The organism is Streptomyces lasalocidi (assembly GCF_005280215.1).
GTDB lineage: Bacteria > Actinomycetota > Actinomycetes > Streptomycetales > Streptomycetaceae > Streptomyces > Streptomyces longwoodensis.
This window is the reverse complement of the sequence record NZ_SZNQ01000001.1, coordinates 5,088,243-5,112,895: the sequence shown is the minus strand read 5'-3', so window position 1 is coordinate 5,112,895 and position 24,653 is coordinate 5,088,243. Positions and strand designations below refer to the sequence as shown.

General features: G+C 71.3%; 21 protein-coding genes and 1 riboswitch. Of the genes, 10 read left to right on the top strand and 11 right to left on the bottom strand.

What is annotated here, in order from left to right; all coding sequences use genetic code 11:
* Window positions 1–268 precede the first annotated feature (268 nt).
* Window positions 269–1,237 (top strand): diacylglycerol/lipid kinase family protein, encoded by a 969-nt coding sequence (locus tag E4U91_RS23160; protein WP_137308613.1) that lies wholly within the window; start codon window positions 269–271, stop codon window positions 1,235–1,237.
* A 322-nt stretch (window positions 1,238–1,559) separates the two neighbouring features.
* On the top strand, window positions 1,560–1,817 hold the full coding sequence (locus E4U91_RS23155) for a WhiB family transcriptional regulator (protein ID WP_016639615.1): 258 nt from the start codon (window positions 1,560–1,562) through the stop codon (window positions 1,815–1,817).
* Window positions 1,818–2,059: 242 nt separating this feature from the next.
* Here the strand turns inward: E4U91_RS23155 and E4U91_RS23150 are convergent, their stop codons facing one another.
* A complete protein-coding gene (locus E4U91_RS23150) occupies window positions 2,060–3,526 on the bottom strand; it encodes a sensor histidine kinase (protein WP_137310967.1) in 1,467 nt (488 codons plus the stop codon).
* Between the two features lie 475 nt (window positions 3,527–4,001).
* Here E4U91_RS23150 and nagB point away from each other — a divergent pair, with 475 nt between their 5' ends.
* Window positions 4,002–4,787, top strand: a complete 786-nt coding sequence (gene nagB, locus E4U91_RS23145) for a glucosamine-6-phosphate deaminase (protein WP_137308612.1) — start codon at window positions 4,002–4,004, stop codon at window positions 4,785–4,787.
* A gap of 79 nt (window positions 4,788–4,866) precedes the next feature.
* Here the strand turns inward: nagB and E4U91_RS23140 are convergent, their stop codons facing one another.
* The 4 genes from E4U91_RS23140 to E4U91_RS23125 all read right to left on the bottom strand — a co-directional run bounded on the left by E4U91_RS23140 (window position 4,867) and on the right by E4U91_RS23125 (window position 9,624).
* A complete protein-coding gene (locus E4U91_RS23140; protein WP_137308611.1) occupies window positions 4,867–6,372 on the bottom strand; it encodes a glycoside hydrolase family 3 protein in 1,506 nt (501 codons plus the stop codon).
* Window positions 6,373–6,381: 9 nt separating this feature from the next.
* The gene (locus E4U91_RS23135; protein ID WP_137308610.1) at window positions 6,382–7,236 is read right to left on the bottom strand and encodes a carbohydrate ABC transporter permease; all 855 of its coding nucleotides are present in this window, start codon (window positions 7,234–7,236) and stop codon (window positions 6,382–6,384) included.
* Complete coding sequence (locus E4U91_RS23130) at window positions 7,233–8,219, bottom strand: carbohydrate ABC transporter permease (protein WP_137308609.1); 987 nt, start codon at window positions 8,217–8,219, stop codon at window positions 7,233–7,235. The genes E4U91_RS23135 and E4U91_RS23130 overlap by 4 nt, the downstream gene beginning before the upstream one ends.
* A 121-nt stretch (window positions 8,220–8,340) precedes the next feature.
* Window positions 8,341–9,624, bottom strand: a complete 1,284-nt coding sequence (locus tag E4U91_RS23125; RefSeq protein WP_137308608.1) for an extracellular solute-binding protein — start codon at window positions 9,622–9,624, stop codon at window positions 8,341–8,343.
* A gap of 358 nt (window positions 9,625–9,982) precedes the next feature.
* Here E4U91_RS23125 and E4U91_RS23120 point away from each other — a divergent pair, with 358 nt between their 5' ends.
* The 6 genes from E4U91_RS23120 to E4U91_RS23090 all read left to right on the top strand — a co-directional run bounded on the left by E4U91_RS23120 (window position 9,983) and on the right by E4U91_RS23090 (window position 17,628).
* Window positions 9,983–10,747, top strand: a complete 765-nt coding sequence (locus E4U91_RS23120; RefSeq protein WP_067236889.1) for a GntR family transcriptional regulator — start codon at window positions 9,983–9,985, stop codon at window positions 10,745–10,747.
* Window positions 10,748–10,897: 150 nt separating this feature from the next.
* Window positions 10,898–11,164, top strand: coding sequence for a DUF3311 domain-containing protein (locus E4U91_RS23115; protein WP_137308607.1), 267 nt, complete (start codon window positions 10,898–10,900; stop codon window positions 11,162–11,164).
* Window positions 11,161–12,789 carry a monocarboxylate uptake permease MctP gene (gene mctP, locus E4U91_RS23110; RefSeq protein WP_137308606.1) on the top strand — a complete coding sequence of 543 codons (1,629 nt, stop codon included), beginning with the start codon at window positions 11,161–11,163 and terminating at the stop codon, window positions 12,787–12,789. The genes E4U91_RS23115 and mctP overlap by 4 nt, the downstream gene beginning before the upstream one ends.
* A gap of 624 nt (window positions 12,790–13,413) precedes the next feature.
* On the top strand, window positions 13,414–13,932 hold the full coding sequence (locus E4U91_RS23100; RefSeq protein ID WP_137308605.1) for a GNAT family N-acetyltransferase: 519 nt from the start codon (window positions 13,414–13,416) through the stop codon (window positions 13,930–13,932).
* A 65-nt stretch (window positions 13,933–13,997) separates the two neighbouring features.
* Window positions 13,998–14,120, top strand: a riboswitch (cobalamin riboswitch).
* A gap of 122 nt (window positions 14,121–14,242) precedes the next feature.
* Window positions 14,243–16,615 carry a ribonucleoside-diphosphate reductase subunit alpha gene (locus tag E4U91_RS23095; RefSeq protein ID WP_137308604.1) on the top strand — a complete coding sequence of 791 codons (2,373 nt, stop codon included), beginning with the start codon at window positions 14,243–14,245 and terminating at the stop codon, window positions 16,613–16,615.
* A complete protein-coding gene (locus E4U91_RS23090) occupies window positions 16,615–17,628 on the top strand; it encodes a ribonucleotide-diphosphate reductase subunit beta (protein ID WP_067236876.1) in 1,014 nt (337 codons plus the stop codon). Before E4U91_RS23095 ends, E4U91_RS23090 begins: the two co-directional genes overlap by 1 nt.
* On the opposite strand, the gene E4U91_RS23085 is transcribed toward E4U91_RS23090, so the two are convergent.
* On the bottom strand, window positions 17,541–17,801 hold the full coding sequence (locus tag E4U91_RS23085; RefSeq protein ID WP_137308603.1) for a hypothetical protein: 261 nt from the start codon (window positions 17,799–17,801) through the stop codon (window positions 17,541–17,543). The two genes, E4U91_RS23090 and E4U91_RS23085, sit on opposite strands and share 88 nt — an antisense overlap.
* A 92-nt stretch (window positions 17,802–17,893) precedes the next feature.
* Here E4U91_RS23085 and E4U91_RS23080 point away from each other — a divergent pair, with 92 nt between their 5' ends.
* Entirely contained in the window at window positions 17,894–18,859 is a 966-nt protein-coding gene (locus E4U91_RS23080; protein ID WP_137308602.1) for a helix-turn-helix domain-containing protein, read from the top strand.
* Window positions 18,860–18,872: 13 nt separating this feature from the next.
* Here E4U91_RS23080 and E4U91_RS23075 read toward each other — a convergent pair whose 3' ends face one another.
* From E4U91_RS23075 to E4U91_RS23055, 5 genes are all read right to left on the bottom strand, one after another.
* Complete coding sequence (locus E4U91_RS23075; RefSeq protein ID WP_137308601.1) at window positions 18,873–20,243, bottom strand: bifunctional albaflavenone monooxygenase/terpene synthase; 1,371 nt, start codon at window positions 20,241–20,243, stop codon at window positions 18,873–18,875.
* Window positions 20,240–21,337, bottom strand: coding sequence for an epi-isozizaene synthase (cyc1, locus tag E4U91_RS23070; protein ID WP_137308600.1), 1,098 nt, complete (start codon window positions 21,335–21,337; stop codon window positions 20,240–20,242). The genes E4U91_RS23075 and cyc1 overlap by 4 nt, the downstream gene beginning before the upstream one ends.
* 205 nt (window positions 21,338–21,542) lie before the next feature.
* Window positions 21,543–22,193, bottom strand: coding sequence for a peptide deformylase (gene def / locus E4U91_RS23065; protein ID WP_137308599.1), 651 nt, complete (start codon window positions 22,191–22,193; stop codon window positions 21,543–21,545).
* A gap of 85 nt (window positions 22,194–22,278) precedes the next feature.
* Entirely contained in the window at window positions 22,279–23,259 is a 981-nt protein-coding gene (locus tag E4U91_RS23060) for a tetratricopeptide repeat protein (protein WP_137308598.1), read from the bottom strand.
* Between the two features lie 117 nt (window positions 23,260–23,376).
* Window positions 23,377–24,597: an HD-GYP domain-containing protein gene (locus tag E4U91_RS23055; RefSeq protein WP_137310966.1), complete on the bottom strand. Its 1,221-nt coding sequence runs from the start codon at window positions 24,595–24,597 to the stop codon at window positions 23,377–23,379.
* Window positions 24,598–24,653: the final 56 nt, after the last annotated feature.

The following is a 24,653-nucleotide window of genomic DNA, read 5'->3' as shown; positions in this document are numbered from 1 at the left end:
CGCGGGGCGTCGGGGGTCTGCTCACTGGTCACCCTTGAAGGGTAGCCCTCGGCCCGCCAGGCCCCCAGGGCCCGGTGCCGTGCACCTCAGGGCCCGGTGCCGTGCACCTCAGGGCCCGGTGCCGTGCACCCCACTGCTCGACGCCGTGCGCCCCCGGCACCCGGCATCCTCGTGCGCTGAGCCCCCGTGTCGAGGGTCACGGCCCTATCTCTTACCCGTTCCCTACCCGGCCTGTGCCGGGTACCCCCCAGTAGGTACGCTGCCCTGCATGCGTGCACTTCTCGTGGTCAACCCGGCGGCAACCACTACGAGTGCCCGCACGCGCGACGTCCTCATCCACGCGCTGGCGAGCGAGATGAAGCTCGAGGCGGTCACCACGGAGTACCGCGGACACGCGCGCGACCTGGGCCGGCTGGCGGCGCAGAGCGACGACATCGACCTGGTGGTGGCGCTCGGCGGCGACGGCACGGTGAACGAGGTCGTCAACGGCCTGCTGCACGCCGGCCCCGACCCCGACCACCTGCCCGGCCTCGCCGTGGTGCCCGGCGGTTCCACCAACGTCTTCGCCCGCGCCCTCGGTCTGCCCAACGACCCCGTCGAGGCGACCGGCGCCCTGCTGGACGCGCTGCGCGACGGGCGGGAGCGCACGGTCGGGCTCGGTCTGACCTCGGGCACGCCGGGCACGGAGGACGAGGCGGTGCCCTCCCGCTGGTTCCTGTTCAACGCGGGGCTGGGCTTCGACGCCGGGGTGGTGGGGCGGGTGGAGCAGCACCGGGAGCGGGGGAAGCGCTCCACGCACGCGCTCTACGTCCGCCAGGCGATGCGCCAGTTCCTCGGCGATCCGCACCGCCGGCACGGGACGATCGTCCTGGAGCGGGACGGCGCCGAGCCGGTCACCGATCTGGTGCTGTCCATAGTCTGCAATACCGTTCCGTGGACCTATCTGGGCAATCGCCCGGTGTACGCGTCACCTAAGGCCTCGTTCGACACGGGTCTCGACGTACTCGCCCTCAGCCGCCTCTCCACCCCCGCGGTTGCCCGCTATGTGACCCAGTTGCTCCTTTCGTCCCCCGAGCGGGGACCCCAGGGCAGACATGCGGTGTCCCTGCACGACCTGACCCGCTTCACCTTGCATTCGAAGGTCCCCCTACCTCTCCAGATGGACGGAGACCACCTGGGACTGCGCACCAGCGTGACGTTCACAGGCGTACGCCGTGCACTGCGTGTGATTGTGTGAGCAGAAGGGGCGAAAGTCCTTTCACTCGAACGTTTAGACCAGGATCCACCCCATGGAAGTACGGCTGTGACCTAGTCGACACCGAGGAATCAAAAAAAACTTTCCGGAAGGGGTTGTATCCGCCGCTGAGGTTTGCGAGTCTCTACGTGGCGATCGGGACGGCCCGCAACACCGGCCTCCACTGATCACCGGAACCCCTCTTCACACACAGGACCACGCCGGGGAAGACTCGGCGGTCGGCCCTTCACTTGTTGAGGGATTCGTGAAAGCGTTCACATTCACAAGCTAACCTGCACAGTCATACCAAGGAGAGGTAGCAGCCATGGACTGGCGTCACAACGCCGTTTGCCGCGAGGAAGACCCCGAGCTCTTCTTCCCCATCGGCAACACCGGTCCTGCGCTGCTGCAGATCGAGGAAGCCAAGGCCGTCTGCCGCCGCTGCCCCGTCATGGAGCAGTGCCTGCAGTGGGCGCTCGAGTCCGGTCAGGACTCCGGCGTCTGGGGTGGTCTCAGCGAGGACGAGCGCCGCGCGATGAAGCGCCGCGCCGCCCGCAACCGGGCCCGTCAGGCCTCCGCCTGACACCCGCCCCGCACACAGCCTGAGCTTGGCGGCGCGTACACCGCGTACGCATCTCCCGCCCCCGAGCCGCAGCGCGCAGTACCCCCGAAGCGCTGAGTAACAGCAGCAGGGAGCACTAGCCCTGGACCTCACGGTCCGGGGCTCTTTGCTGTCCGGACGCAGGCGCGACGGGCGGTCCCGCCGGACCGCCCGGCCGCTGGGCCGCTCGCGCGCCGGGCCTCGGCCGCCGGGCCGCTCGGCCGCTACTTCTGCGCCCGCACCGGGACGTCGAGGACCACCTGCGTGCCCCGCTCCGGCGCCGGGACCATGTCGAAGGTGCCCCCCAACTCGCCCTCCACCAGCGTCCGGACGATCTGCAGGCCGAGGTTGCCGGAGGTGTGCGGGTCGAAGCCCTCGGGCAGGCCGACGCCGTCGTCCTGGACGGTGACCAGCAGCCGGGCCTCCTTGCTGGTGCCGCCGCGCACCGCCGAGACCTCGACCGTGCCCGTCTCCCCCTCGCGGAAGCCGTGTTCGAGCGCGTTCTGCAGGATCTCGGTGAGGACCATGGACAGCGGGGTGGCCACCTCCGCGTCGAGGATGCCGAACCGCCCGGTGCGCCGGCCGGTCACCTTGCCCGGGGAGATCTCGGCGACCATCGCGAGCACCCGGTCGGCGATCTCGTCGAACTCCACGCGCTCGTCCAGGTTCTGGGACAGCGTCTCGTGGACGATGGCGATGGAGCCGACCCGGCGCACGGCCTCCTCCAGGGCCTCCCGGCCCCGCTCGGAGTCGATGCGGCGGGCCTGCAGGCGCAACAGCGCGGCCACCGTCTGGAGATTGTTCTTCACCCGGTGGTGGATCTCCCGGATGGTCGCGTCCTTGGTGATCAACTCGCGCTCGCGCCGGCGCAGTTCGGTGACGTCGCGGAGCAGGACCAGCGAACCGATGCGGGTGCCCTTGGGTTTGAGCGGGATCGCCCGGAACTGGATGACCCCGTCGTGCGCCTCGATCTCGAACTCCCGGGGCGCCCAGCCGCTCGCGACCTTGGCCAGCGCCTCGTCCACCGGCCCCCGGGTGGGGGCGAGTTCGGCGGTGGTCACCCCCAGGTGCTGGCCGACCAGGTCGGAGGCGAGGCCGAGGCGGTGGTAGGCGGACAGCGCGTTCGGGGAGGCGTACTGGACGACGCCGTCCGCGTCGAGGCGGAGCAGGCCGTCGCCGACGCGCGGCGAGGCGTCCATGTCGACCTGCTGGTCGGGGAACGGGAACGACCCGGCCGCGATCATCTGCGCCAGGTCGGACGCGCTCTGCAGGTAGGTCAGCTCCAGCCGGCTCGGGGTGCGCACGGTGAGCAGGTTGGTGTTGCGGGCGATGACGCCGAGGACCCGGCCGTCGCGCCGGACCGGGATGGACTCCACCCGGACGGGGACCTCCTCGCGCCACTCCGGGTCGCCCTCGCGCACGATCCGGCCCTCGTCGAGCGCGGCGTCCAGCAGGGGGCGGCGACCGCGGGGCACCAGGTGGCCGACCATGTCGTCCTGGTAGGAGGTGGGGCCGGTGTTGGGACGCATCTGGGCGACGGAGACGTACCGCGTGCCGTCCCGGGTGGGCACCCACAGGACCAGGTCGGCGAAGGACAGGTCGGAGAGCAGCTGCCACTCCGACACCAGCAGGTGCAGCCACTCGAGGTCGGAGTCGTCGAGCGCGGTGTGCTGGCGTACGAGTTCGTTCATGGAGGGCACGTGGCGAGCGTACCCGGCGGTTCTCGGACGGCCGAAAAAACACCCGCGGGCCGCGGCGCCTGGGAGGGACCCTCAACCCTCCCGGCACCGCAGCCCGGAGCATTATCGGCCGTGGGGTGTGCGGTCCCGGTCGGCCGACGGTGAGGAGCCGGGGCAGTCAGGGCAGAGAGTCCCGGTCCCTCGGTCCGCCTTCCTGTGCGGGGAAGACGGAAGCTGTGCGGTTCACCGTGCGGTTCCCCTCCCTCGATTGTGGACTAGACCACTGTGCGTGTCCATGGAGAGAGAGGTGTTCGTTGTGTCAACGCAGCCTAACCCGTGCGGGTTCCCGTCCGGGCCCGCTCGGCGGCTCAATTTCGGGGACGCCGGCCGCCCGCCCCGGCGCCGAGGGCCCGAAATCTGGGAGGGGAGGCCCGATTCTGTTAGATTGGTCTACACCACATGACTCTCCCAGAACGGCAGGCCCAGCGTGGAAGTTGTCATCGTTCCGGACGCCGCGGCGGGTGGCGAGATCGTCGCCGAGGCCATGGCACGGCTGCTGCGGCGCAAGCCCGGCGCCGTGCTCGGCGTGGCCACCGGCTCCACCCCGCTGCCCGTCTACGAGGCCCTGGCCACGAAGGTGCGCTCCGGCGCCGTGGACGTCTCCCGGGCGCGGATCGCCCAGCTGGACGAATACGTCGGGCTGCCCGCCGACCACCCGGAGTCCTACCGCTCGGTGCTGCGCCGCGAGGTGCTGGAGCCGCTGGGCGTCGGCATGGACCAGTTCCTGGGGCCGGACGGCACGGCGGACGACGTGCAGGGGGCCTGCGAGGCGTACGACGCGGCGCTGGCCGCGGCCGGCGGGGTGGACCTGCAACTGCTGGGGATCGGCACGGACGGGCACATCGGGTTCAACGAGCCCTGCTCGTCGCTGGCCTCGCGCACGCGGATCAAGACGCTGACCGAGCAGACCCGGGTGGACAACGCGCGCTTCTTCGACGGCGACATCGAACAGGTGCCCCACCACGTCATCACCCAGGGCATCGGCACCATCCTGGAGGCGCGCCACCTGGTGCTGCTGGCGACGGGCGAGGGCAAGGCCGACGCGGTCGCCGCGAGCGTGGAGGGGCCGGTCGCCTCGGTGTGCCCGGCGTCCGCGCTCCAGCTGCACCCGCACGCCACGGTCGTGGTCGACGAGGCCGCCGCGTCCAAGCTGAAGCTGGCGGACTACTTCCGGCACACCTACGCCAACAAGCCCGACTGGCAGGGCATCTGAGCGACGGGGCGCGTCCCCCGCACGAACGGCAGGCGCCGGTGGCCATGGGGCCACCGGCGCCTGCCGTTCGTCGTACCGGCTAGCGGGCGGTCAGGACCTCCGCCGCCGCCTGGGCGCACACCCGGGCCGCGCCGTGCGTCGCCACGTGCAGGGCGCCGCGGGCGGGGGCCCGCGGGACGCCCATCTCGATGACGACCGTGTCGGGGCGGGCGGCGAGCAGGGTGTCCAGGGAAGCCGCCATCCAGGGGTGGCGGTGCTCGTCGCGGACCACGGCCACGACCCGGCGCTCCCCCGCCGCCGCCAGGGCCCCCGCCCCCGCGTCCGGGCCGGAGAAGTGGCCGCTCTCGGTGCCGGGCAGCGTCCGGGCCAGGTCGGCCGCCACGCCCCAGGGGGTCTCGTCGCCCACGGCGATGTTCGCGACCGGGGCGAACAGGGCGACGTACGGCGCCTCGGTGAGCGGGGTGAAGGTGCCGGCGCCGGTGACCCGCAGCGCGCGACGGGCGGCGGTGAGGCCGATGTCGGCGTTGCCCGCCGCACCGTCCGCCGAGGGGGCCTGCGCGGCCGCCCACCGGGCCAGGGTCCGTACGCGCTCGGCCGCGTCGGCGAGCCGCTCCTCGGGCAGATCGCCCGCGCGCACGGCGGCCACCAGGGCGTCGCGCAGCAGCCGTACGGTGCCCTCGTCGTGGAGGCCGCCGCCCACGCAGATGGCGTCCGCGCCGGCCGCGATGGCGAGGACGCTGCCCCGCTCGATGCCGTAGGTGGCGGCGATGGCCTGCATCTCCATGCCGTCGGTGACGATCAGGCCCTGGTAGCCCAGCTCGCCGCGCAGCAGGTCGGTGAGGATGCGGCGGGACAACGTTGCCGGGCGGTCCGGGTCCAGCGCGGGGACCAGGATGTGCGCGCTCATCACCGCGAGGCTGCCGGCCGCGATCGCCGCACGGAACGGCGTGAGGTCGCGTGCGGAGAGCACCTCGGTGTCGACGTCGATGCGGGGCAGGGCGAGGTGGGAGTCGACGGCGGTGTCGCCGTGGCCCGGGAAGTGCTTGGTGCAGGCGGCGACGCCGGCCGCCTGGAGCCCGGTGACGTAGGCGGCCGTGTGCCGGGCGACCAGGTCGGGTTCGGTGCCGAAGGAGCGGACGCCGATCACGGGGTTGCGCGGGTTGGCGTTGACGTCGGCCGAGGGGGCCCAGTTGAAGTTGACCCCGCACTCCTTGAGGCGGCGGCCCAGCTCGTGCGCCACCTGCCCGGTCAGCTCGGTGTCGTCCACCGCGCCCAGGGCGTGGTTGCCGGGGAACGAGGAGCCGGTGCGCACCTCGAGGCGGGTGACGTCGCCGCCCTCCTCGTCGATCGCGACCAGGACGTCGTCGCGTTCGGCGCGCAGCTGGGCGGTGAGCGCGGCCAGTTGCCCGGGTGAGGCGATGTTGCGGCCGAAGAGTCCGACCGAGGCCAAGCCGTCGCCGAGGTGGCGCAGCAGCCAGTCGGGGGCGGTGGTCCCGGGGAAGCCGGGCTGCAGGACGGTCAGGGCGTCCCGGGTGAGTTCGTCCTTGGCGTTGGACCCGGTGGTGCCGCTGGCGAATGTCGTCATCGGGTGGCGTTATCCCTTCACGGCGCCCGCGGTCAGACCCGCGGCCATCTTGCGCTGGACGAGGAGGAAGAGGACGACGATCGGGACGGCCATCATGGTGGCGCCGGCCATCATCGGGGCGTACTCGGTGCCGTGCTTGGTGCTGAAGTTGCTGAGCCACACGGTCGCCGTCTGGTGCTGCTGGCTGAGCAGCATCAGGGCGTAGAGGTACTCGTTCCACGCCTGGATGAAGGCGTAGACGGAGGTGGCCACCATGCCCGGGGCGAGCAGCGGGAAGACCACCCGCATGAAGGCGCCGGTGCGGGAGCAGCCGTCGACCATGGCCGCCTCCTCCAGCTCCTTGGGGATGTTGACGATGAAGCCGCGCAGCGTCCAGACCGTGAAGGGCAGGATGAAGGTCAGGTACGTGATGACCAGACCGGTGAGCTTGTCGTACTGCTTCAGGTCGTTGAGCAGCAGGAACACCGGGATGATCATGGCGACGAGCGGGATCATCTGGACCGCGAGGATGCCGACGATCACGACCTTGCGGCCGCGGAAGGCGAAGCGGGAGATCGCGAGGGCCGCCAGCATGCCGACCACGATGCCGATCAGCACGACCGACAGGGACACGACCAGGCTGCGGCCGACCGGGCCCCAGAAGTCGGCGATGTCCAGCGCGCGGCGGAAGTTGTCGAAGGTCAGGCCCGTCGGGAACAGGCTGGGGTCGGGGTCGATGGCGTCCTTGGCCGGCTTGAACGCGGTGTTGAGCATCCAGTAGACGGGGAAGCCGGCGGTGGCGAACACCAGCAGGCCGAGGAGGTTCCAGCCCGCCTTGGTGCGCTTGCGCGCAGCGGGCGCGCTCGTGCTGCTCGTGGTGCTCACTCGACCTCTCCGATCTTCAGCATCTGACGCATGTACACGGCGACCACGCCCAGCAGGAGCACCACGGTGATCAGCGCGATCGCCGAGCCCTGTCCGTAGTCGTTGACGACGAAGGCGCGGTCGTAGGAGTAGGTCGTCAGCAGCTGGAACTCGGCCTCGGGGTGGCCGTTGCGCATGACGAAGACCTGGGGGAAGACGCCCATGTCCCAGATGACCGACAGGGTCGTGAGCATCACGATGATCGGCTTGAGGATGGGCAGGGTGACGAACCGGAAGACGCCCCAGGCACCGGCGCCGTCGAGGCGGGCGGCCTCCTCCAGCTCCTTGGGCACCTGGGTGAGGCCGGCGCTGAGCGTGATGACCACGAAGGGCACGGCGCCCCAGACCACCAGGAGCATGATCACGGCGAGGCCCTGCGGTCCGCTCGCGAACCAGTTGTGGCCGATCAGGTCGACCCCGGGCAGCTTGCTGAGCACCGCGTTGAGGACGCCGTAGTCGGAGTCGAACAGCCACTTGAAGACGGTGGTGGCGACGATGACCGGCATGCCCCAGCTGGCCACCAGCGCGATGTTGATCAGGGTGCGCACCCAGCCGGAGACCCGCTGCAGCAGCAGCGCGATCAGCATGCCGAGCACCATCGTGAAGATCACCGAGCCGGCGGCGAAGACGATCGTGCGCAGCACGACCTGCCAGAACTCGCCGTCCGAGAGCACCTTGGTGAAGTTGCCGAACCCGGTCGACTCGGCCGGCTGGAAGCCCCACAGCTGCGACTGGCCGAACTTCTGGAAGGACAGGGTGACCAGGCGCACCAGCGGGTAGCCCATCACCACGGCGAGGACCAGCAGACAGGGCGCGAGCAGCAGCCAGGGCGTGCCGGCGGCGCCCTTCGCGCGGGGTCTGCGGGGTGTGTCCGGGGCGGCCGGGGGCGGCGCCTGCCGTGGCGGCGGCACCTTGGCAGGGGTGGTCGTGTCTGCGGCACTCATCGCGCGCTCCTCAGCGGTACCTCAGGTCGTACGAAGGCTTCGGTCCCGTACGGCGAGAGCGCACGGGACGCAGGGCCCCGCGCCCGGACTCCTCCCGGGGTCGCGGGGCCCTGCGGTCGGGTCACTTGGTGTTGATGACCTTGTCGATCGCGGCGTCCGCTTCCTTCGCGGCGGCCTCGACCGACTTCTTGCCGGTGCCGATGGACTGCAGCATCGTCTGCAGGACCTGGGCCTTCTCGACCTGGCCCCAGCCGGGGGCCATCGGGACGAACCAGTTGGACTCGGCCGCGGTGGCCGGGACCGCCGTCGCGGGGTCGTTCTTCAGGGTCGCGAGGTCGGTCTTGTTGTTCGGCAGGTTGCCCTTGGCCATCAGGCCCTTCTGGCCGGCCGGACCGGTGAACGCGTTGATCCACTCGGCGGCCAGGTCCTTGGCGCCGGACTTGACCGGGACGGCCAGGTCCGAACCGCCCAGGAACACCGGGATGTTCTTGCCGGACGGGCCGGGCATCACGAAGTTCTCGAGGTTGTCCTTGAGCTTGCCGGTCTTGTCGTTCTTCGGGTCGGCGGCGGTCGCGCCCTCCCAGGCCGCACCGAAGATCATGCCGGACTTGCCCTGGCCGTAGACGATGTACCGGTCGGACTCGTCCTTGGTCTTGTCGCCGTGCATGTACTTGTCGACGACGTCCTTGTACGCGGTGAGGCCCTTGACCGACTCGGGCGAGGAGAGGTTGGCCTTCCACCGGCCGCCCTCCTCCTTCGCGATGGAGCCGCCGGCGTCGTAGACGAAGGACATGGCCGCGTACCAGTCACGGGTGGGCTGGTACCAGGCGTTGAAGGAGTTGCCCTGCTTCTTCTGCACCTTGTCCAGGGCGGCGGTGAGCTCCGCGTAGGTCTTCGGGGCGCTCTTGACGCCGGCCGCGGCGAAGACGTCCTTGCGGTAGTTGCCGACCCGGCCGCCCGCGTAGTACGGCACGCCGTAGGTCTTGTCCTCGTAGGTCACGGACGCCTTCAGGCCGTCCAGCCACGCGGAGGAGTTGTCGAACTTGGCGGCGTCGAGCGGCGCGAAGGCACCCTTGACCATGTAGCCGAGCATCTCGGTGTTGCCCATCTCGACCACGTCCGGCGCCTTGTCGGTCGCGAGGACGGCGTCGAGCTTGGTGTTCTTGTCGGGCCAGCCGTAGTACTCGTGCTTGATCTTGACGCCGGGGTGCTTCTTGACCACCGCGTCGTCGGCCGCCTTGACCAGATCCGGCCAGTTGTTCTGCGCGTCGACGGTGAGCCAGACGGTCAGCTCCTTGGCCTCGGAGCCGCCCGATCCGTTGCCCTTGTCGTCGCTGTCCCCGCACGCCGCGATGGAGACCATCATGCCCGCGATACCGATCGCGGCTATCAGCTTGCGCTTCACGCCAACCCTCCTCAGGGATGCCACACAACCCCCCTGCCTCCCCGCGGTTGAGCGTCAACGCGTACCGCCCATGGGGCCGGGACTGGACCAATGGTGTAGACCAGTACCGCGGAGCTTGGCTCAGACCAATAGGCCTGTCAAGGGTGTGCGAGTAGCCTCCTACCAGCCGTTATGGGACCTACATATGCAGGAACCTTTAAGTAAGAACCCCTCAATAACAGGGGGTGGATGCGAGACACTTCGGGTAGACCACTTGGAGGCGATGGACTAGACCAAAACCGGAAGCCGACGGTATACAGAGGTGATCACGGCACGCGCGGGAGACCGCGCGAGGGCCCCGGAGCCGGGAAGGCGGAGCATGAGCACCGACGTCAGCAGTGCGGAGAACGAGGGTGGGGCGACCGTCCGTACCGCGCGCGTGCCCAAGTACTACCGCCTGAAGAAGCACCTGCTCGACATGACGCAGACCCAGGCGCCCGGCACGCCGGTCCCGCCCGAGCGGACGCTCGCGGCCGAGTTCGACACCTCGCGCACCACCGTCCGCCAGGCGCTGCAGGAACTGGTCGTCGAGGGCCGCCTGGAACGCATCCAGGGCAAGGGCACCTTCGTCGCCAAGCCCAAGGTCTCCCAGGCGCTGCAACTCACCTCGTACACCGAGGACATGCGGGCCCAGGGCCTGGAGCCCACCTCCCAGCTGCTGGACATCGGGTACATCACCGCCGACGACCGGCTGGCCGGCCTGCTGGACATCACGGCCGGCGGCCGGGTGCTGCGCATCGAGCGCCTGCGCATGGCCAACGCCGAGCCGATGGCCATCGAGACCACCCATCTGTCCGCCAAGCGCTTCCCCGCGCTGCGCCGCAGCCTCGCCAAGTACACCTCCCTCTACACCGCGCTCGCCGAGGTCTACGACGTCCACCTCGCCGAGGCCGAGGAGACCATCGAGACCTCGCTGGCCACCCCGCGCGAGGCCGGTCTGCTCGGCACCGACGTGGGCCTGCCGATGCTGATGCTGTCCCGGCACTCGCTGGACCGGCACGGGGACCCGGTGGAGTGGGTGCGGTCGGTGTACCGCGGGGACCGCTACAAGTTCGTCGCGCGGCTGAAGCGTCCGCAGGACTGATCCGGGACTGATCCGGGACCCTCCGGGGCATTGATCCCTCGTCGGCGTGATCGATATGCGGACGAGGTCTTCCGCTTGGCTTTATCCGTCACCTACATTGCCTGCGCGTTACACGTGATCACAGGTGATCGTGAGGGGACGGAGCACCACATGTCAGACACACCCCAAGCCCCAGCGGGGCCGGTGGTGACGCCGTTGCGCGTCGTCATCGCCCTCTGCCTGCTCGCGCCCTTCGTGGCGATGCTGTGGGTGGGCTCGTACGCGAAAGTGGACCCCACGTTCATCGGGATCCCCTTCTTCTACTGGTACCAGATGCTGTGGGTGCTGATCTCCACCGCGCTCACGATGATCGCCCACCAGCTGTGGCGCCGTGACCAGCGCGCCCGCTCGACCACGAAGGGCGGTGCGGCGCGGTGAACGACGGCGTCAACGGCGTCGCGCTCGGCGTCTTCATCTTCTTCTTCCTGGCCGTCACGGTCCTGGGCTTCCTGGCCGCCCGCTGGCGCCGGGCCGACAACGAGCACAGCCTCGACGAATGGGGCCTGGGCGGACGGTCGTTCGGCACCTGGATCACCTGGTTCCTGCTGGGCGGCGACCTCTACACGGCGTACACCTTCGTCGCCGTCCCGGCGGCCATCTACGCGGCCGGCGCGGCCGGGTTCTTCGCGGTGCCCTACACGATCCTGGTGTACCCGCTGATCTTCACGTTCCTGCCGCGCCTGTGGTCGGTCTCGCACCGGCACGGCTACGTAACCACCTCGGACTTCGTGCGCGGCCGGTTCGGGTCCAAGGGCCTGTCCCTGGCGGTGGCCGTGACCGGCATCCTCGCCACCATGCCGTACATCGCGCTCCAGCTCGTCGGCATCCAGGCGGTGCTGGACGTGATGGGCGTGGGCGGCGGCGAGAACACCAACTGGTTCGTCAAGGACCTGCCGCTGCTGATCGCCTTCGGCGTGCTGGCGGCGTACACCTACTCGTCCGGCCTGCGGGCGCCCGCGCTGATCGCGTTCGTGAAGGACGCGCTGATCTACATCGTCATCGCGGTGGCCATCATCTACATCCCGATCAAGCTGGGCGGCTTCGACGACGTCTTCGCCAAGGCGGGCGACGCGTTCAGCCAGACCAACCCGGCCACCGGCAAGCCGCGCGGGGCGCTCGTCCCGGCGGAGGCCGGCCAGTGGACCTACGCCACCCTGGCGCTGGGCTCCGCACTGGCGCTGTTCATGTACCCGCACTCGATCACCGCGACGCTGTCGTCCAAGAGCCGTGAGGTGATCCGCCGCAACACCACGATCCTGCCGCTGTACTCCCTGATGCTCGGTCTGCTGGCGCTGCTGGGCTTCATGGCGATCGCGGCCGGGGTGAAGGTCACCAACGGCCAGCTGGCGATCCCGCAGCTGTTCGAGAACATGTTCCCGGACTGGTTCGCGGGCGTGGCCTTCGCGGCGATCGGCATCGGCGCGCTGGTGCCGGCGGCCATCATGTCGATCGCGGCGGCGAACCTGTTCACCCGCAACATCTACAAGGACTTCATCAAGCCGGACGCGACGCCGAAGGAGGAGACCCGGGTCTCCAAGATTGTGTCCCTGCTGGTGAAGGTGGGCGCGCTGGTCTTCGTCCTCACCATGGACAAGACCGTCGCGATCAACTTCCAGCTGCTGGGCGGCATCTGGATCCTGCAGACCTTCCCGGCGCTGGTCGGCGGCCTGTTCACGCGCTGGTTCCACCGCTGGGCGCTGCTCGCGGGCTGGGCGGTCGGCATGGTCTACGGCACGGTCGCGGCCTACGGCGTGGCCTCCCCGACCCAGAAGCACTTCGGCGGCTCCTCGAAGGAGATCCCGGGCATCGGGGAGATCGGCTACATCGGTCTCACGGCGTTCGTGCTGAACCTGGTGGTCGCGGTGGTCCTGACGTTCGTCCTGAAGGCCGTCAAGGCCCCCGAGGGCATCGACGAGACCAGCCCCGCCGACTACACGGCGGACGCGGGCGACCCGGGCGTGCAGACCGAACTCCCCCCGGCCACCGCGGGGTCGGCGCACTGAGCCGACGGGCCCCTTGGCAGGGGCCCCGCATGACGGCGGGCCGCCGGAGCGATCCGGCGGCCCGCCGTCGTGTCCGGCCCGGATGTCCGGCGGCCCGTCGCCGTGTCCGGCCCGGACGTCCGGCGGCCCGTCGCAGTGACCGGCCCGGACGTCCGGCGGCCCGCCGCCGTCCGCCGGGGCGGCCCGCCGTCGCGTCACACCGCCGGGGCCACCCGCCGTCACGGCCACCGCCGGAACCCGGCGGCCCGTCGCCGTGACCGGCCCGGACGTCCGGCGGCCCGTCGACGTCCGCCGGGGCGGCCCGCCGTCGCGTCACACGGGCCATCCGCCGTCACGGTTGCCGCCGGAACCCGGCGGCCCGTCGCCGTGACCGGCCCGGACGTCCGGCGGCCCGTCGACGTCCGCCGGGGCGGCCCGCCGTCGCGTCACACGGGCCATCCGCCGTCACGGTTGCCGCCGGAACCCGGCGGCCCGTCGCAGTGACCGGCCCGGACGTCCGGCGGCCCGCCGTCGCAGCCGCCGGGTCACCGTCCGTCGCGGCCGCCGCCCCCGTCCAGCGCCCGTCGTCGGGTCGCCGGAGAAATACGGGGGCCCCGCGCCCCGCCCGTCCGGCACACTCGCCGCATGGACACCGTGATCCGGGTCGCCCGGTCCGAGGAGTACGCCGCCCTCGGTGAGTTGACCGCCCGCGCCTACCTCGACGACGGCCTCCTCGACTTCGGCGAGGACGACGAGTACCTGCCGGTGCTGAAGGACGTCGCCCGCCGGGCCGCCGCCGCCGAGGTTCTGGTGGCGGTCGGGGGTGACCGGCTGCTCGGCGGGGTCGCCTTCGTGGCGGGGCCCGGGCCGGCCGCCGACATCGCGCGTCCCGGCGAGGCGGAGATACGGGCGCTCGCGGTGGTGCGCGAGGCCCGCGGCCGGGGTGTCGGCGAGGCGCTCGTGCGGGCCTGCGTGGACCGCGCCCACGCCACCCCGGGCTGCGTCCGGCTGGTGCTGTCCAGCCAGCGCTCCATGCACAGCGCCCACCGCCTCTACGAGCGGCTCGGCTTCGAGCGCACCCCCGACCGCGACTGGAACCCCGTCCCGCACCTGGACGACCTCACGCTGCTCACCTACGGGCTGACGCTCCGCCACAAGACCTGAGGGGCGCCCCGGACCCGCGCGCGACACAACATCTGGGGGTGGCGTGCCGAGCGGGCACAAGATGTATGCTCGTGCTCGCTGTCGCCGCAGGGGAATCCGGTGCGAATCCGGAACTGTCCCGCAACGGTGTACCCGTGCGCACCCGCACGGGCGTCAGTCCGAGGACCTGCCGACAGCGCGCCCAGGCCGACCCGGCCCGGGCGCCGACGTCCGGGCCTCGTGGAATGGGCCGGTGGACGCGACGCCGTGTGCGCGCGTGCGCTGCCCCCTGCCCTCCGTGAGGCCCCAGCCGAGCGAGGGAGAGCCCCACGTGACCATCGCGCCAGCCGATCCGGCCCCAGCACAGACGCAGCCGGAGGACGACGGTCCCGGTGCCGCGCTGCTGCGCACCCTGACCGAGCTGACCGCCGACCTCCCCGACGCCGACCCCGGCCGGGTCGCCGCCGCCGCGCTGCGCGGCCGCTCCGCCCGCGCGGACGAGGCGGAGCTGCGGGAGCTGGCCACGGAGGCCGCCGCCGGGCTCATCTCCGAGGACCCCGACTACTCCCGGCTGGCCGCCCGGCTGCTGACCCTCACCGTCCGCGCCGAGGCCGCCTCCCAGGGCGTCACCTCGTTCACCGGCTCGGTCGCCACCGGGCACCGCGAGGGCCTGATCGCCGACCGCACGGCCGCGTTCGTGCGCGGGCACGCCGAGCGGCTCGACGCGCTGGTCGACCCGGCCGCCGACGACCGCTTCGGCTACTTCGGACTGCGCACCCTGCACAGCCGCTACCTGCTGCGCCACCCCCTGACCCGGCGGGTGATCGAGACGCCCCAGCACTTCCTGCTGCGGGTGGCCGCCGGACTCGCCGAGGACGACACCGCCCGGTCGGTCGACGAAGTGGCCGCGCTGTACCGCCTGATGAGCCGCCTCGACTACCTGCCCTCCTCCCCCACGCTGTTCAACTCCGGCACCCGGCACCCCCAGATGTCGTCCTGCTACCTCCTCGACTCCCCGCAGGACGAGCTGGACTCCATCTACGAGCGGTACCAGCAGGTCGCCCGGCTGTCCAAGCACGCCGGCGGCATCGGCCTGTCCTACTCCCGCATCCGCTCCCGGGGTTCGCTGATCCGCGGCACCAACGGGCACTCCAACGGCATCGTGCCGTTCCTGAAGACGCTGGACGCGAGCGTCGCCGCGGTGAACCAGGGCGGGCGGCGCAAGGGCGCGGCCGCGGTGTACCTGGAGACCTGGCACTCGGACATCGAGGAGTTCCTGGAGCTGCGCGACAACACCGGTGAGGACGCCCGCCGCACGCACAACCTGAACCTGGCGCACTGGGTGCCGGACGAGTTCATGCGCCGGGTGAACGCCGACGCCGACTGGTCGCTGTTCTCCCCGGCGGACGTGCCCGAGCTGGTCGACCTGTGGGGCGAGGAGTTCGACGCGGCGTACCGCGCGGCGGAGGCGGCGGGGCTCGCCCGCAGGACCCTGCCGGCCCGTGAGCTGTACGGCCGGATGATGCGCACGCTCGCGCAGACCGGCAACGGCTGGATGACCTTCAAGGACGCCGCCAACCGCACCGCCAACCAGACGGCGCTGCCCGGCCACGTGGTCCACTCCTCCAACCTGTGCACGGAGATCCTCGAGGTCACCGACGACGGGGAGACGGCCGTGTGCAACCTCGGCTCGGTCAACCTGGGCGCGTTCGTCGACGGCGACGGCGGCGAAGGCGGCGACGGCATCGACTGGGAGCGGCTGGACGAGACGGTCCGCACCGCCGTGACCTTCCTGGACCGCGTCGTCGACATCAACTTCTACCCGACCGAACAGGCGGGCCGCTCCAACGCCAAGTGGCGGCCCGTGGGCCTGGGCGCGATGGGGCTTCAGGACGTCTTCTTCAAGCTGCGGCTGCCGTTCGACTCGCCCGAGGCGAAGGCGCTGTCCACGCGGATCGCCGAACGGATCATGCTCGTCGCCTACGAGGCGTCCGCGGACCTCGCCGAGCGCAACGGGCCGCTGCCCGCCTGGGAGAAGACCCGCACCGCCCGGGGCGTGCTGCACCCCGACCACTACGCGGTGGACCTCACCTGGCCGGAGCGCTGGGCCGCGCTGCGGGCCCGGATCGCCGAAGTGGGCCTGCGCAACAGCCTCCTGCTCGCCATCGCGCCCACCGCCACCATCGCCTCGATCGCCGGTGTGTACGAGTGCATCGAGCCGCAGGTGTCGAACCTGTTCAAGCGCGAGACGCTGTCCGGTGAGTTCCTCCAGGTCAACTCCTACCTGGTGCGCGACCTGAAGTCGCTCGGCGTGTGGGACGCCCGCACCCGGGAGGCGCTGCGCGAGTCGAGCGGCTCGGTGCAGGACTTCGCCTGGATCCCGGAGGAGCTCCGGCGGCTGTACCGCACGGCGTGGGAGATCCCGCAGCGGGGCCTGATCGACATGGCCGCGGCCCGCACGCCGTTCCTGGACCAGGCCCAGTCCCTGAACCTGTTCCTGGAGACGCCGACCATCGGCAAGCTCTCCTCGATGTACGCCTACGCCTGGAAGTCGGGCCTGAAGACGACGTACTACCTGCGCTCGCGCCCCGCGACGAGGATCGCCCGCGCGGCCCGCGCCGCCGTCCCCGCGCAGGTCGCCCCCGACCCCGAAGCGGTCGCCTGCTCCCTTGAGAACCCCGAGTCCTGCGAGGCCTGCCAGTGATGTCCAGCCGTACCCAGAACCTGCTCGACCCCGGCTTCGAGCTGACCCTGCGCCCGATGCGCTACCCCGACTTCTACGAGCGCTACCGGGACGCCATCAAGAACACCTGGACCGTGGAGGAGGTCGACCTCCACTCCGACGTCGCCGATCTCGCGAAGCTCACCCCGGCCGAGCAGCACCTCATCGGGCGCCTGGTGGCGTTCTTCGCCACCGGCGACTCGATCGTGGCGAACAACCTGGTGCTGACGCTGTACAAGCACATCAACTCCCCCGAGGCGCGGCTGTACTTGTCCCGCCAGCTCTTCGAGGAGGCCGTGCACGTCCAGTTCTACCTGACCCTGCTGGACACCTACCTGCCCGACCCGGAGGACCGGGCGGCGGCGTTCGCGGCGGTGGAGAACATCCCGTCCATCCGGGAGAAGGCCGCGTTCTGCTTCCGCTGGATGGACTCGGTGGAGAACATGGACCGCCTGGAGAGCAGGGCGGACCGCCGGCGCTTCCTGCTGAACCTGATCTGCTTCGCCGCCTGCATCGAGGGCCTGTTCTTCTACGGCGCCTTCGCGTACGTCTACTGGTTCCGCAGCCGGGGCCTGCTGCACGGCCTCGCCACGGGCACCAACTGGGTGTTCCGCGACGAGACCATGCACATGTCGTTCGCGTTCGACGTGGTCGACACCGTCCGCAAGGAGGAGCCGGACCTCTTCGACGAGGCACTGCGCCAGGAGGTCACCGACATGCTGCGGGAGGCCGTCGAGGCCGAGCTGCAGTTCGCGCGCGACCTGTGCGGTGACGGCCTCCCGGGCATGAACACCGACTCCATGCGGCAGTACCTGGAGTGCGTCGCCGACCAGCGGCTGACGCGTCTGGGCTTCGCGCCGGTGTACGGCTCCGAGAACCCCTTCTCCTTCATGGAGTTGCAGGGGGTTCAGGAACTCACCAACTTCTTCGAGCGCCGTCCCTCCGCGTACCAGGTCGCGGTGGAGGGCACGGTGGACCTCGACGAGGACTTCTGATCCTCGCGGGCCGTACGGCTGCCCCGTTCCTCCCGGGCCTCCTGGGCCTCCCGGATCTGCCGGTCGATCCGCCGGTCGCGGATGACGCCGAGCGCGGACGGGAGGGCCAGGAGGACGAGGATCGCGACGACGACGGTCATTCCGATCAGGGCTTCTGTCTGTTCCGTAGTCATGACACCACTGTCGCTCCGGATACTCCTTACCGGCAGTGGCAGGACTGCCGTGGACCCTCGAATTACTGCCAGATCCGAGGCACACTGGCAGCATGCTGAACAACGTGGCCTGCGTCCTGCTGGACGGTGTGCACCCCTTCGAACTCGGCGTGGTCTCCGAGATCTTCGGCCTCGACCGCAGCGACGAGGGGCTGCCGGTGTACGACTTCGCGGTCGTGTCCGCCGAGGGACCGCACCTGAGCACCCATGTCCCCGGCCTCACCGTGTCGACGCCCCACGGCCTCGACCGCCTCGAGGAGGCGGACCTGATCGCGGTGCCGGCCTCGGACCGCAACATCACCCGGGAGTACCCGCCCGAGCTGCTCGACGCCCTGCGCCGGGCCGCGGAGCGGGGCACCCGGGTGCTCAGCGTCTGCTCCGGGGTGTTCGTGCTGGGCGCGGCCGGCCTGCTGGACGGGCGCCGCTGCGCCGTGCACTGGCGCCACGCGGACCTGCTGGCCCGGCAGTACCCGCGCGCGGTCGTCGAGCCGGACGTCCTCTACGTCGACGAGGACCCGGTGATCACCTCGGCCGGCACCGCCGCCGGCATCGACGCCTGTCTGCACATCCTGCGCAAGGAGCAGGGCCCCGAGGTCGCCAACCGGATCGCCCGGCGCATGGTGGTCCCGCCGCACCGCGACGGCGGCCAGGCCCAGTACGTCGAACGGCCGCTGCCCCGCAGCACCTGCGACACGGTCGGCGAGGTCCTGGTGTGGATGGAGCAGAACCTCCACGAGGAGGTCACCGTGGAGCAGCTCGCCGAGCGCGCCCACATGTCGCCGCGCACCTTCGCCCGCCGCTTCCAGCAGGAGACCGGCACGACCCCGTACCGGTGGATCCTGCGCCAGCGCGTGCTGCTGGCGCAGGACCTGCTGGAGGCGACGGACGAGACGGTGGACGCGATCGCCTGGCGCACCGGCTTCGGCACGGCGGCGGCCCTGCGGCACCAGTTCTACCGGGCGCTGGGCACGACGCCGAACGCCTACCGCCGCGCCTTCCGCGGCCCCCAGGCCGCCTGACGGCGCCCGCCGCTCACCGCGGGCGGGGGTTCAGCCGCAGCCGGCGGGGGCGCAGCGTGATGCCGATGCGCGGCCGGGAGTCCGAGCCGGGCGCCTCCTCGAACGTGAGGGCGGACGCGACCGCGGCGGTGATCAGCGTCAGCTCGGCCATCGAGAAGTGGTCGCTCGGGCACTTGCGGTTGCCGACGCTGAAGGGGCTCATCGCGTACTTGGGCACCTCCTCGGACCCGCCGGGCAGCCAGCGGTCGGGGTCGAACTCCTCGTGCCGCGCGAAGGAGCGCGGATCGCGCTGGATCGCGTAGGGGCTGTAGACGATGTCGGCGCCCGCGGGAATGCGGTACCCGCCGAGCGCGGTGTCGGTCACCGCGCGCCGGGTCAATATCCATACGGCGGGATACAGACGCATTGTCTCCACGACCACATTCGCGGTGTACGTCAGCTTCCGCACGTCGTCGAATGCGACCGGCCGGTCGCCCACGACGGCTTTCACCTCGTCCCGGACGCGGTCCGCGAGTTCGGGATGCTGGGTGAGCACCTGGAGCAGCGACATGAGCGTCGAGCCGACGGTTTCGGAGCCCGGGGTGACTATCGCGATGACCTGGTCGTGGATCTCCTGCTCCCCGATGGGCTCGCCATTGTCGTCCGTCGCGTCCAGCAAAGCCGTCAGCAAATCGTCCGGCTTTTGACCGGATGCGCGTCGGTCGGCGACGATCTCGTCGACCAGGAGATGCAAATCGGCCAAGGCCCGGTTGAATTCCCGGTTGGCCGGAAGCGGTACCCGGTACAGCGGTCCGAGGGGCACCACCATGCGCTGGTACATACCGCTGAACAGGGTGGCGAGGTCGGCGCAGATGCGCTCGGCCCGGTCGTCCATGTAGCTGCCGCGCATCAGGCAGCGGGCGGCGATGCGGACGGCGGCCCGGAAGGACTCGGTGGTGACGTCGAGGGTGCCGGCGCCGCGCCAGCGCTCCACGAGCGCGTGCGCTTCCTCCTCCATGATCGGGCCGTAGCCGGGGACGGCGTCGAGCCGGAAGGCGGGCTGGATGGTGCGCCGCTGGCGCCGGTGCAGGGGGCCGTTGGCCGTGGCCACGCCCTCCTTGCCGAGCAGGCTCTCCAGGGACTCCCACAAGGGGCCGGCGATGATGTAGTCGGGACTGAGGGCCACGGCGCCGGTGAGCTCCGGGGTGGTGACGGCGTACACCGTCTTGGGGCCGAGCCGGAGCTTGACGACGTCGCCGTGGTCGCGCAGCTGCTCGAAGAAGGCCAGGGGGTCACGGGCCAGTTTCCAGCCGTGGCCGAGGAGCGGAATGCCGCCACCGGCCGGCGGGGGCTCGCGCAGTTCGGAGGGCCCGGACGTCGTGGGCTGCGCCGCGTCGACGGTCATTTCTCTCCTGCCGCTTCGTTGTTGACGTACGGGGGCGTGGACCGGTCGTCCCAGCTGTCGACCATGTAGCGGCCGGACTCGTGGTGGAACCAGTAGACGGAACTGAACCAGTTGCGCATATTGCCGAGGCAGACCCGGACGGCCTCGCCGATTTCCTTTCCGCACACCGTCCCGTCGTCCAGGCACTCGGCGAGCCGTAGGACGTCCCGTTCCACGAGGAGGAATTCCGCTATGCAGTCCTCGACGCGTCGGCGAATTTCGTCGACGGCCTCTTCGAGTGTCATGTGCTCGTGGGTGATGAGGGAGATACCGAGATTGTGGACCTCGTCGCCCGCTATTTCCTTGGGGAGTGAGCAGAGGTCGTTGTACCAGGCGGCGAATTCCTGGCTCAGCAGCGCGGCCCGGCGGAAGGCCGGGTCCTTGCGCACCCCGTCCGGGAGTTGTCTGCCTGCACCGAGCTCCAGCAGGTCCGTCCAGATCCAGTGCGCGAAGGTGAGCCGCCGCAGTGCCAGGTACTCCTCCACGGAGGGCACCCGCGCGGCGACCCGGTTGCGGAACTCCCGGTCGTAGGCCTCGATCACCTCGTGGAAGTGGCGGGTGAACCGGGCGTTCCACGTCCCCGGCAGGAACGCGAACAGCCGGCCCACGCTGTCGGCGAGTCCGGCGACCAGCGGGTCCTCGTGGTGGAGGTGGTCCGCCGGCGCGTCCAGGGCGCGGTGCAGCCCGGACCTCAGCCGCTGCCAGGCCCCCGTACGGCCGTGCACGATGTCGCGGTCGTGCCGGTCGTCCCAGACGAAGAACCAGGCGCTGAAGTCGGCGATGGCCTGCAGCACCTCGTCCGGGGCGCCCAGGTAGTAGCCCGCCATCAGGTCGGTGTAGCACAGTCCGTCGGCATATTCCGCGACCTTCTCCGCCGGCATGAGCCGTTTTTCCAGCAGCCAGGCACGGGTCTTGTCCTGCAACCGCGGCCAATACGGGTGCAGTCGCCGGGGAAACACGGCCTCGATGACCGGGAGGGAGAGCGACGGTGGAACCGCGACCGCCGTCGCCGTGGAGGTACCGCGGTATGTGGTGCTGTATGGGAAAGCTGGCACGAACAACCCCTCTCAGCCGCCAGTGACGCACGCCCCTCCCGCTGTGCCGGGCGTGCGCCGTTGCGTATCCCCGCACTTCCATTCAGCACTACAACTGACCGTTCTGGGAACGGATTTGCTCCATTCACTACCCCAACCTGCCGAAAAACAGCAGCGCCCGGCCGGGAGGGATCCCGGCCGGGCGCCGTGAACGCGCAGGTGTGGGTCAGTCGTTGGGGACCACGGGGTAGCGCGGCTCGTTCTCGGCCATCTGCCGCAGCGCGTCCTTGCGCTCGCGCTTGGAGAGTCGGTCGATGTACAGCGAGCCGTACAGGTGGTCGGTCTCGTGCTGCAAACACCGGGCGAAGTAGCCGGTGCCGCGCACCTTGACCGGGTTGCCCTGCTCGTCCTGCCCGGTCAGCTCGGCGTAGTCCGGGCGGGCCAGCGGCGCGTACGCCGTCGGCACCGACAGGCAGCCCTCGTTGCTGTCGTCCAGCCGGCGCCGCTCGGCGGGCAGTTCGACCAGCTTGGGGTTGCACACCACGCCGACGTGCCGCACGCCCTCGTCGTCCGGGCAGTCGTAGACGAAGACCTTCAGGTCGACGCCGATCTGGTTGGCGGCCAGGCCCACGCCCTCGGCGGTGCGCTGCGAGGCGAACATGTCCGCGACCAGCTGCCTCAGTTCGTCGTCGAACTCGGTGACGTCCTTGCACTCCTTGTGGAGCACGGGATTGCCGACGACGGTGATGGGCCGTGAGGTGCCGGCCTCGCGCCACGCCAGCTCGCGCTCCTCCGTGTCCTCGGTGTCGATGACGAATCCCTCGTCGTCCACGGGGAGCACGCCCGCGTGCTGCTGATCGGTGTCCTGCTGCGCCATGACCGACGTGTGCCTTCCTGGGGGTCGGAGATCGTCCGGGGGAAAACGATTGCGGAGTACAGCCTAATCGCGCGGCCGCCGTCGCTCAGCAGACCTCTTCCAGGTCCCGCCAGTCGCGGGAGTCGGGTGCGTCCGCCACCCAGCCGTCGAGCAGGCCCCGCACCAGCGACGCCGGCGCGGCCACCCCGCACTCGCGCTCCGGCACCCACAGCTGCCCGTCGGTGCGGTGCCCGAGCGGCCCGGGGTGCCCCGGCTCGCTGTGGTCGTGCGGGTCCAGGTGCACCCCGTCGCCCTCGTCGCTCGGCATGCGGGACTCCGAGCACATCCGGCACAGCAGCCGCACCGACGACGACCAGTCCTCGGCGGCGAACCCGGCGTCCGCGGCCAGCTGTTCCAGGGCGTCCCGGTCGGCCTCGGTGGCCGCCTCCAGCAGCACCACCCAGGTCGGCACGGGCGACGGCGCCCACAGCTCTATCTCGTCGAAGACCGGGTAGGAGTGCCCGCTGGACGTGGTCCGCTCACCGTGCGGGACCCCGTCGTGCAGCACGACCTCGCCCCAGCGCCGCCCGGACGACGGCAACGGGATGGACAGCACCTCGATCCGCGCCGGGTCCAGCCGCCGCCCCCACACCACCTCGGCCTCGCCCTCGGGCGACAGCCGCACGGCCGCGCTGCCCAGGTCCATGCCGGCCGGCTCCCCGGAGGCGGTCGCACCGCCCGGCACGTGCAGCCCGTACGCCTGCCAGGCCCGGCGGGCCAGCGCCCAGTCCTGCAGCGCGGTGGCGGCGATGCCGACGTTCCACCAGTCGGGCGCCCCGGCCTCGCGGTCCAGCAGCGCCACCGCGCGCAGCCCGGCGGTCCTGGCCTGCTCCCAGTCGTGGCGGAACTTGTGCAGCAGGGCGAGGTTGAACCAGGACTCCGACAGCCAGGGCTCCAGGTCCGCGGCACGGGTCAGCAGCGCGCCCGCGTCCTCGTACCGCCCGTCGCCGATCAGCGTGAACGCGCGATCGGTGGCCTGCCGCCACGAGGCGGAGGGCCGGTGCCGTCCCTTGCCGAAGATCCTCACGATTCCCGCCTGCCAGTTCCGTGGAGTGGGCCGGCTGCGCCCCCTGACAGCCTCTCGAAGACCCTCTCCCTTCGCATCCAACCACGTGCGGCTGGAAGGGCGCTCATTACCCATGGGTTACCCACCGGCGGCCAGGGTCAGACTGGCCCGCGCCAACACCCGGGCCAGCGCCTCGACCACCTCGGGCGCGTACTCCCCGGCCGCGGCCAGCCGCAGCTCCTCCAGGGCGGTGAGCGGTCCGCCCGGCCCGGCGCCGTGCACCTTCTCGTCGTAGGCGTTCACCACGCGGACGATCCGCGCGGCCACCGGCTGCTCCGCGCAGGGGTCGGCCTGCCGTTCCACCACGGCGGCGACCTGTTCGCCCGCCCCGGTCTGCCGTACGACGGCCCCGCCGAGCAGGGCGATGCGGCGCTGTTCGCGCGCGGGCAGCGGGGCGGTGGCCCCGGCCGGCACCGGGTCGACCAGGCTGAGCTGCCCGATGTCGTGCATCAGCGCCGCGTACTCCAGCACGGTGAGCTCCGGCCCGGACAGCCCCAGGTCGCGTCCCACGGCCACGCCCAGCGCGGCCACCCGGCGGGCGTGCCCGGGCGGCGTGTACCCGGCGATCTCGGTGGCGCGGGCCAGGGAGGCGATGGTCTGCCGGGAGGTGGCGCGGACGGCCGCGTACCGGCGCAGCGCCAGCTGGGTGAGCAGCAGCGGCAGCGAGAACAGCGGCAGCGCCCACAGGCCGACCACGGCGACCGCGAGCGCGATCACCGCGCCGGTGGCGCACACCGCCGACCCGATCCCGGGCACCGCCCGCAGCTCGTCGCGCAGCAGCGGGCCGTACGGCCAGCCGGTGCGGGCGTGGGCGAGCCCGGCGGCGAGCACGACGTCGCACAGGACACCGAGGACGAGCAGCGCGAACAGCAGCAGCGCGTGGGCGGGGCCGCCGAAGCGGTCGAGGACGCCCCCGTCGTGCAGTGGCTGGAAGCAGACCGCGGCGAAGGCCACGGTGAGCACCCGCCGGGCCAGGTGGTCAAGGACCGGCCCCCGGCCGCGCGCCACGTGCGGCACGCACCCGAGCAGCGAGGCCCCGGCGACCACCGCGACGACCTGCGCGGCCCCGTGCTGGGTGGGGTGCCCGGCGTTCTCGCCGAGCAGCGCGAACGCCAGCGCCCCGGCGGCCCCGAGCGGCGCGGCCTCCCGCACCCCGGCCCCGCTCCAGCGGCTCAGCTCCCCCACCGCGACGAACACGCCGAAGGCCAGCGCGAGCGGCCGCTCCAGCACCCCGCTGCGCACGGTGACGGCCAGCGCGACGGCGACGGTGAGTCCGGCGGCCGTGTGGATGAACACCAGCGGGTGCCGGTGGTGCGCGGGCCGCCGGCCGGCCGCGCGGCCGCGGGCGCCCGCGC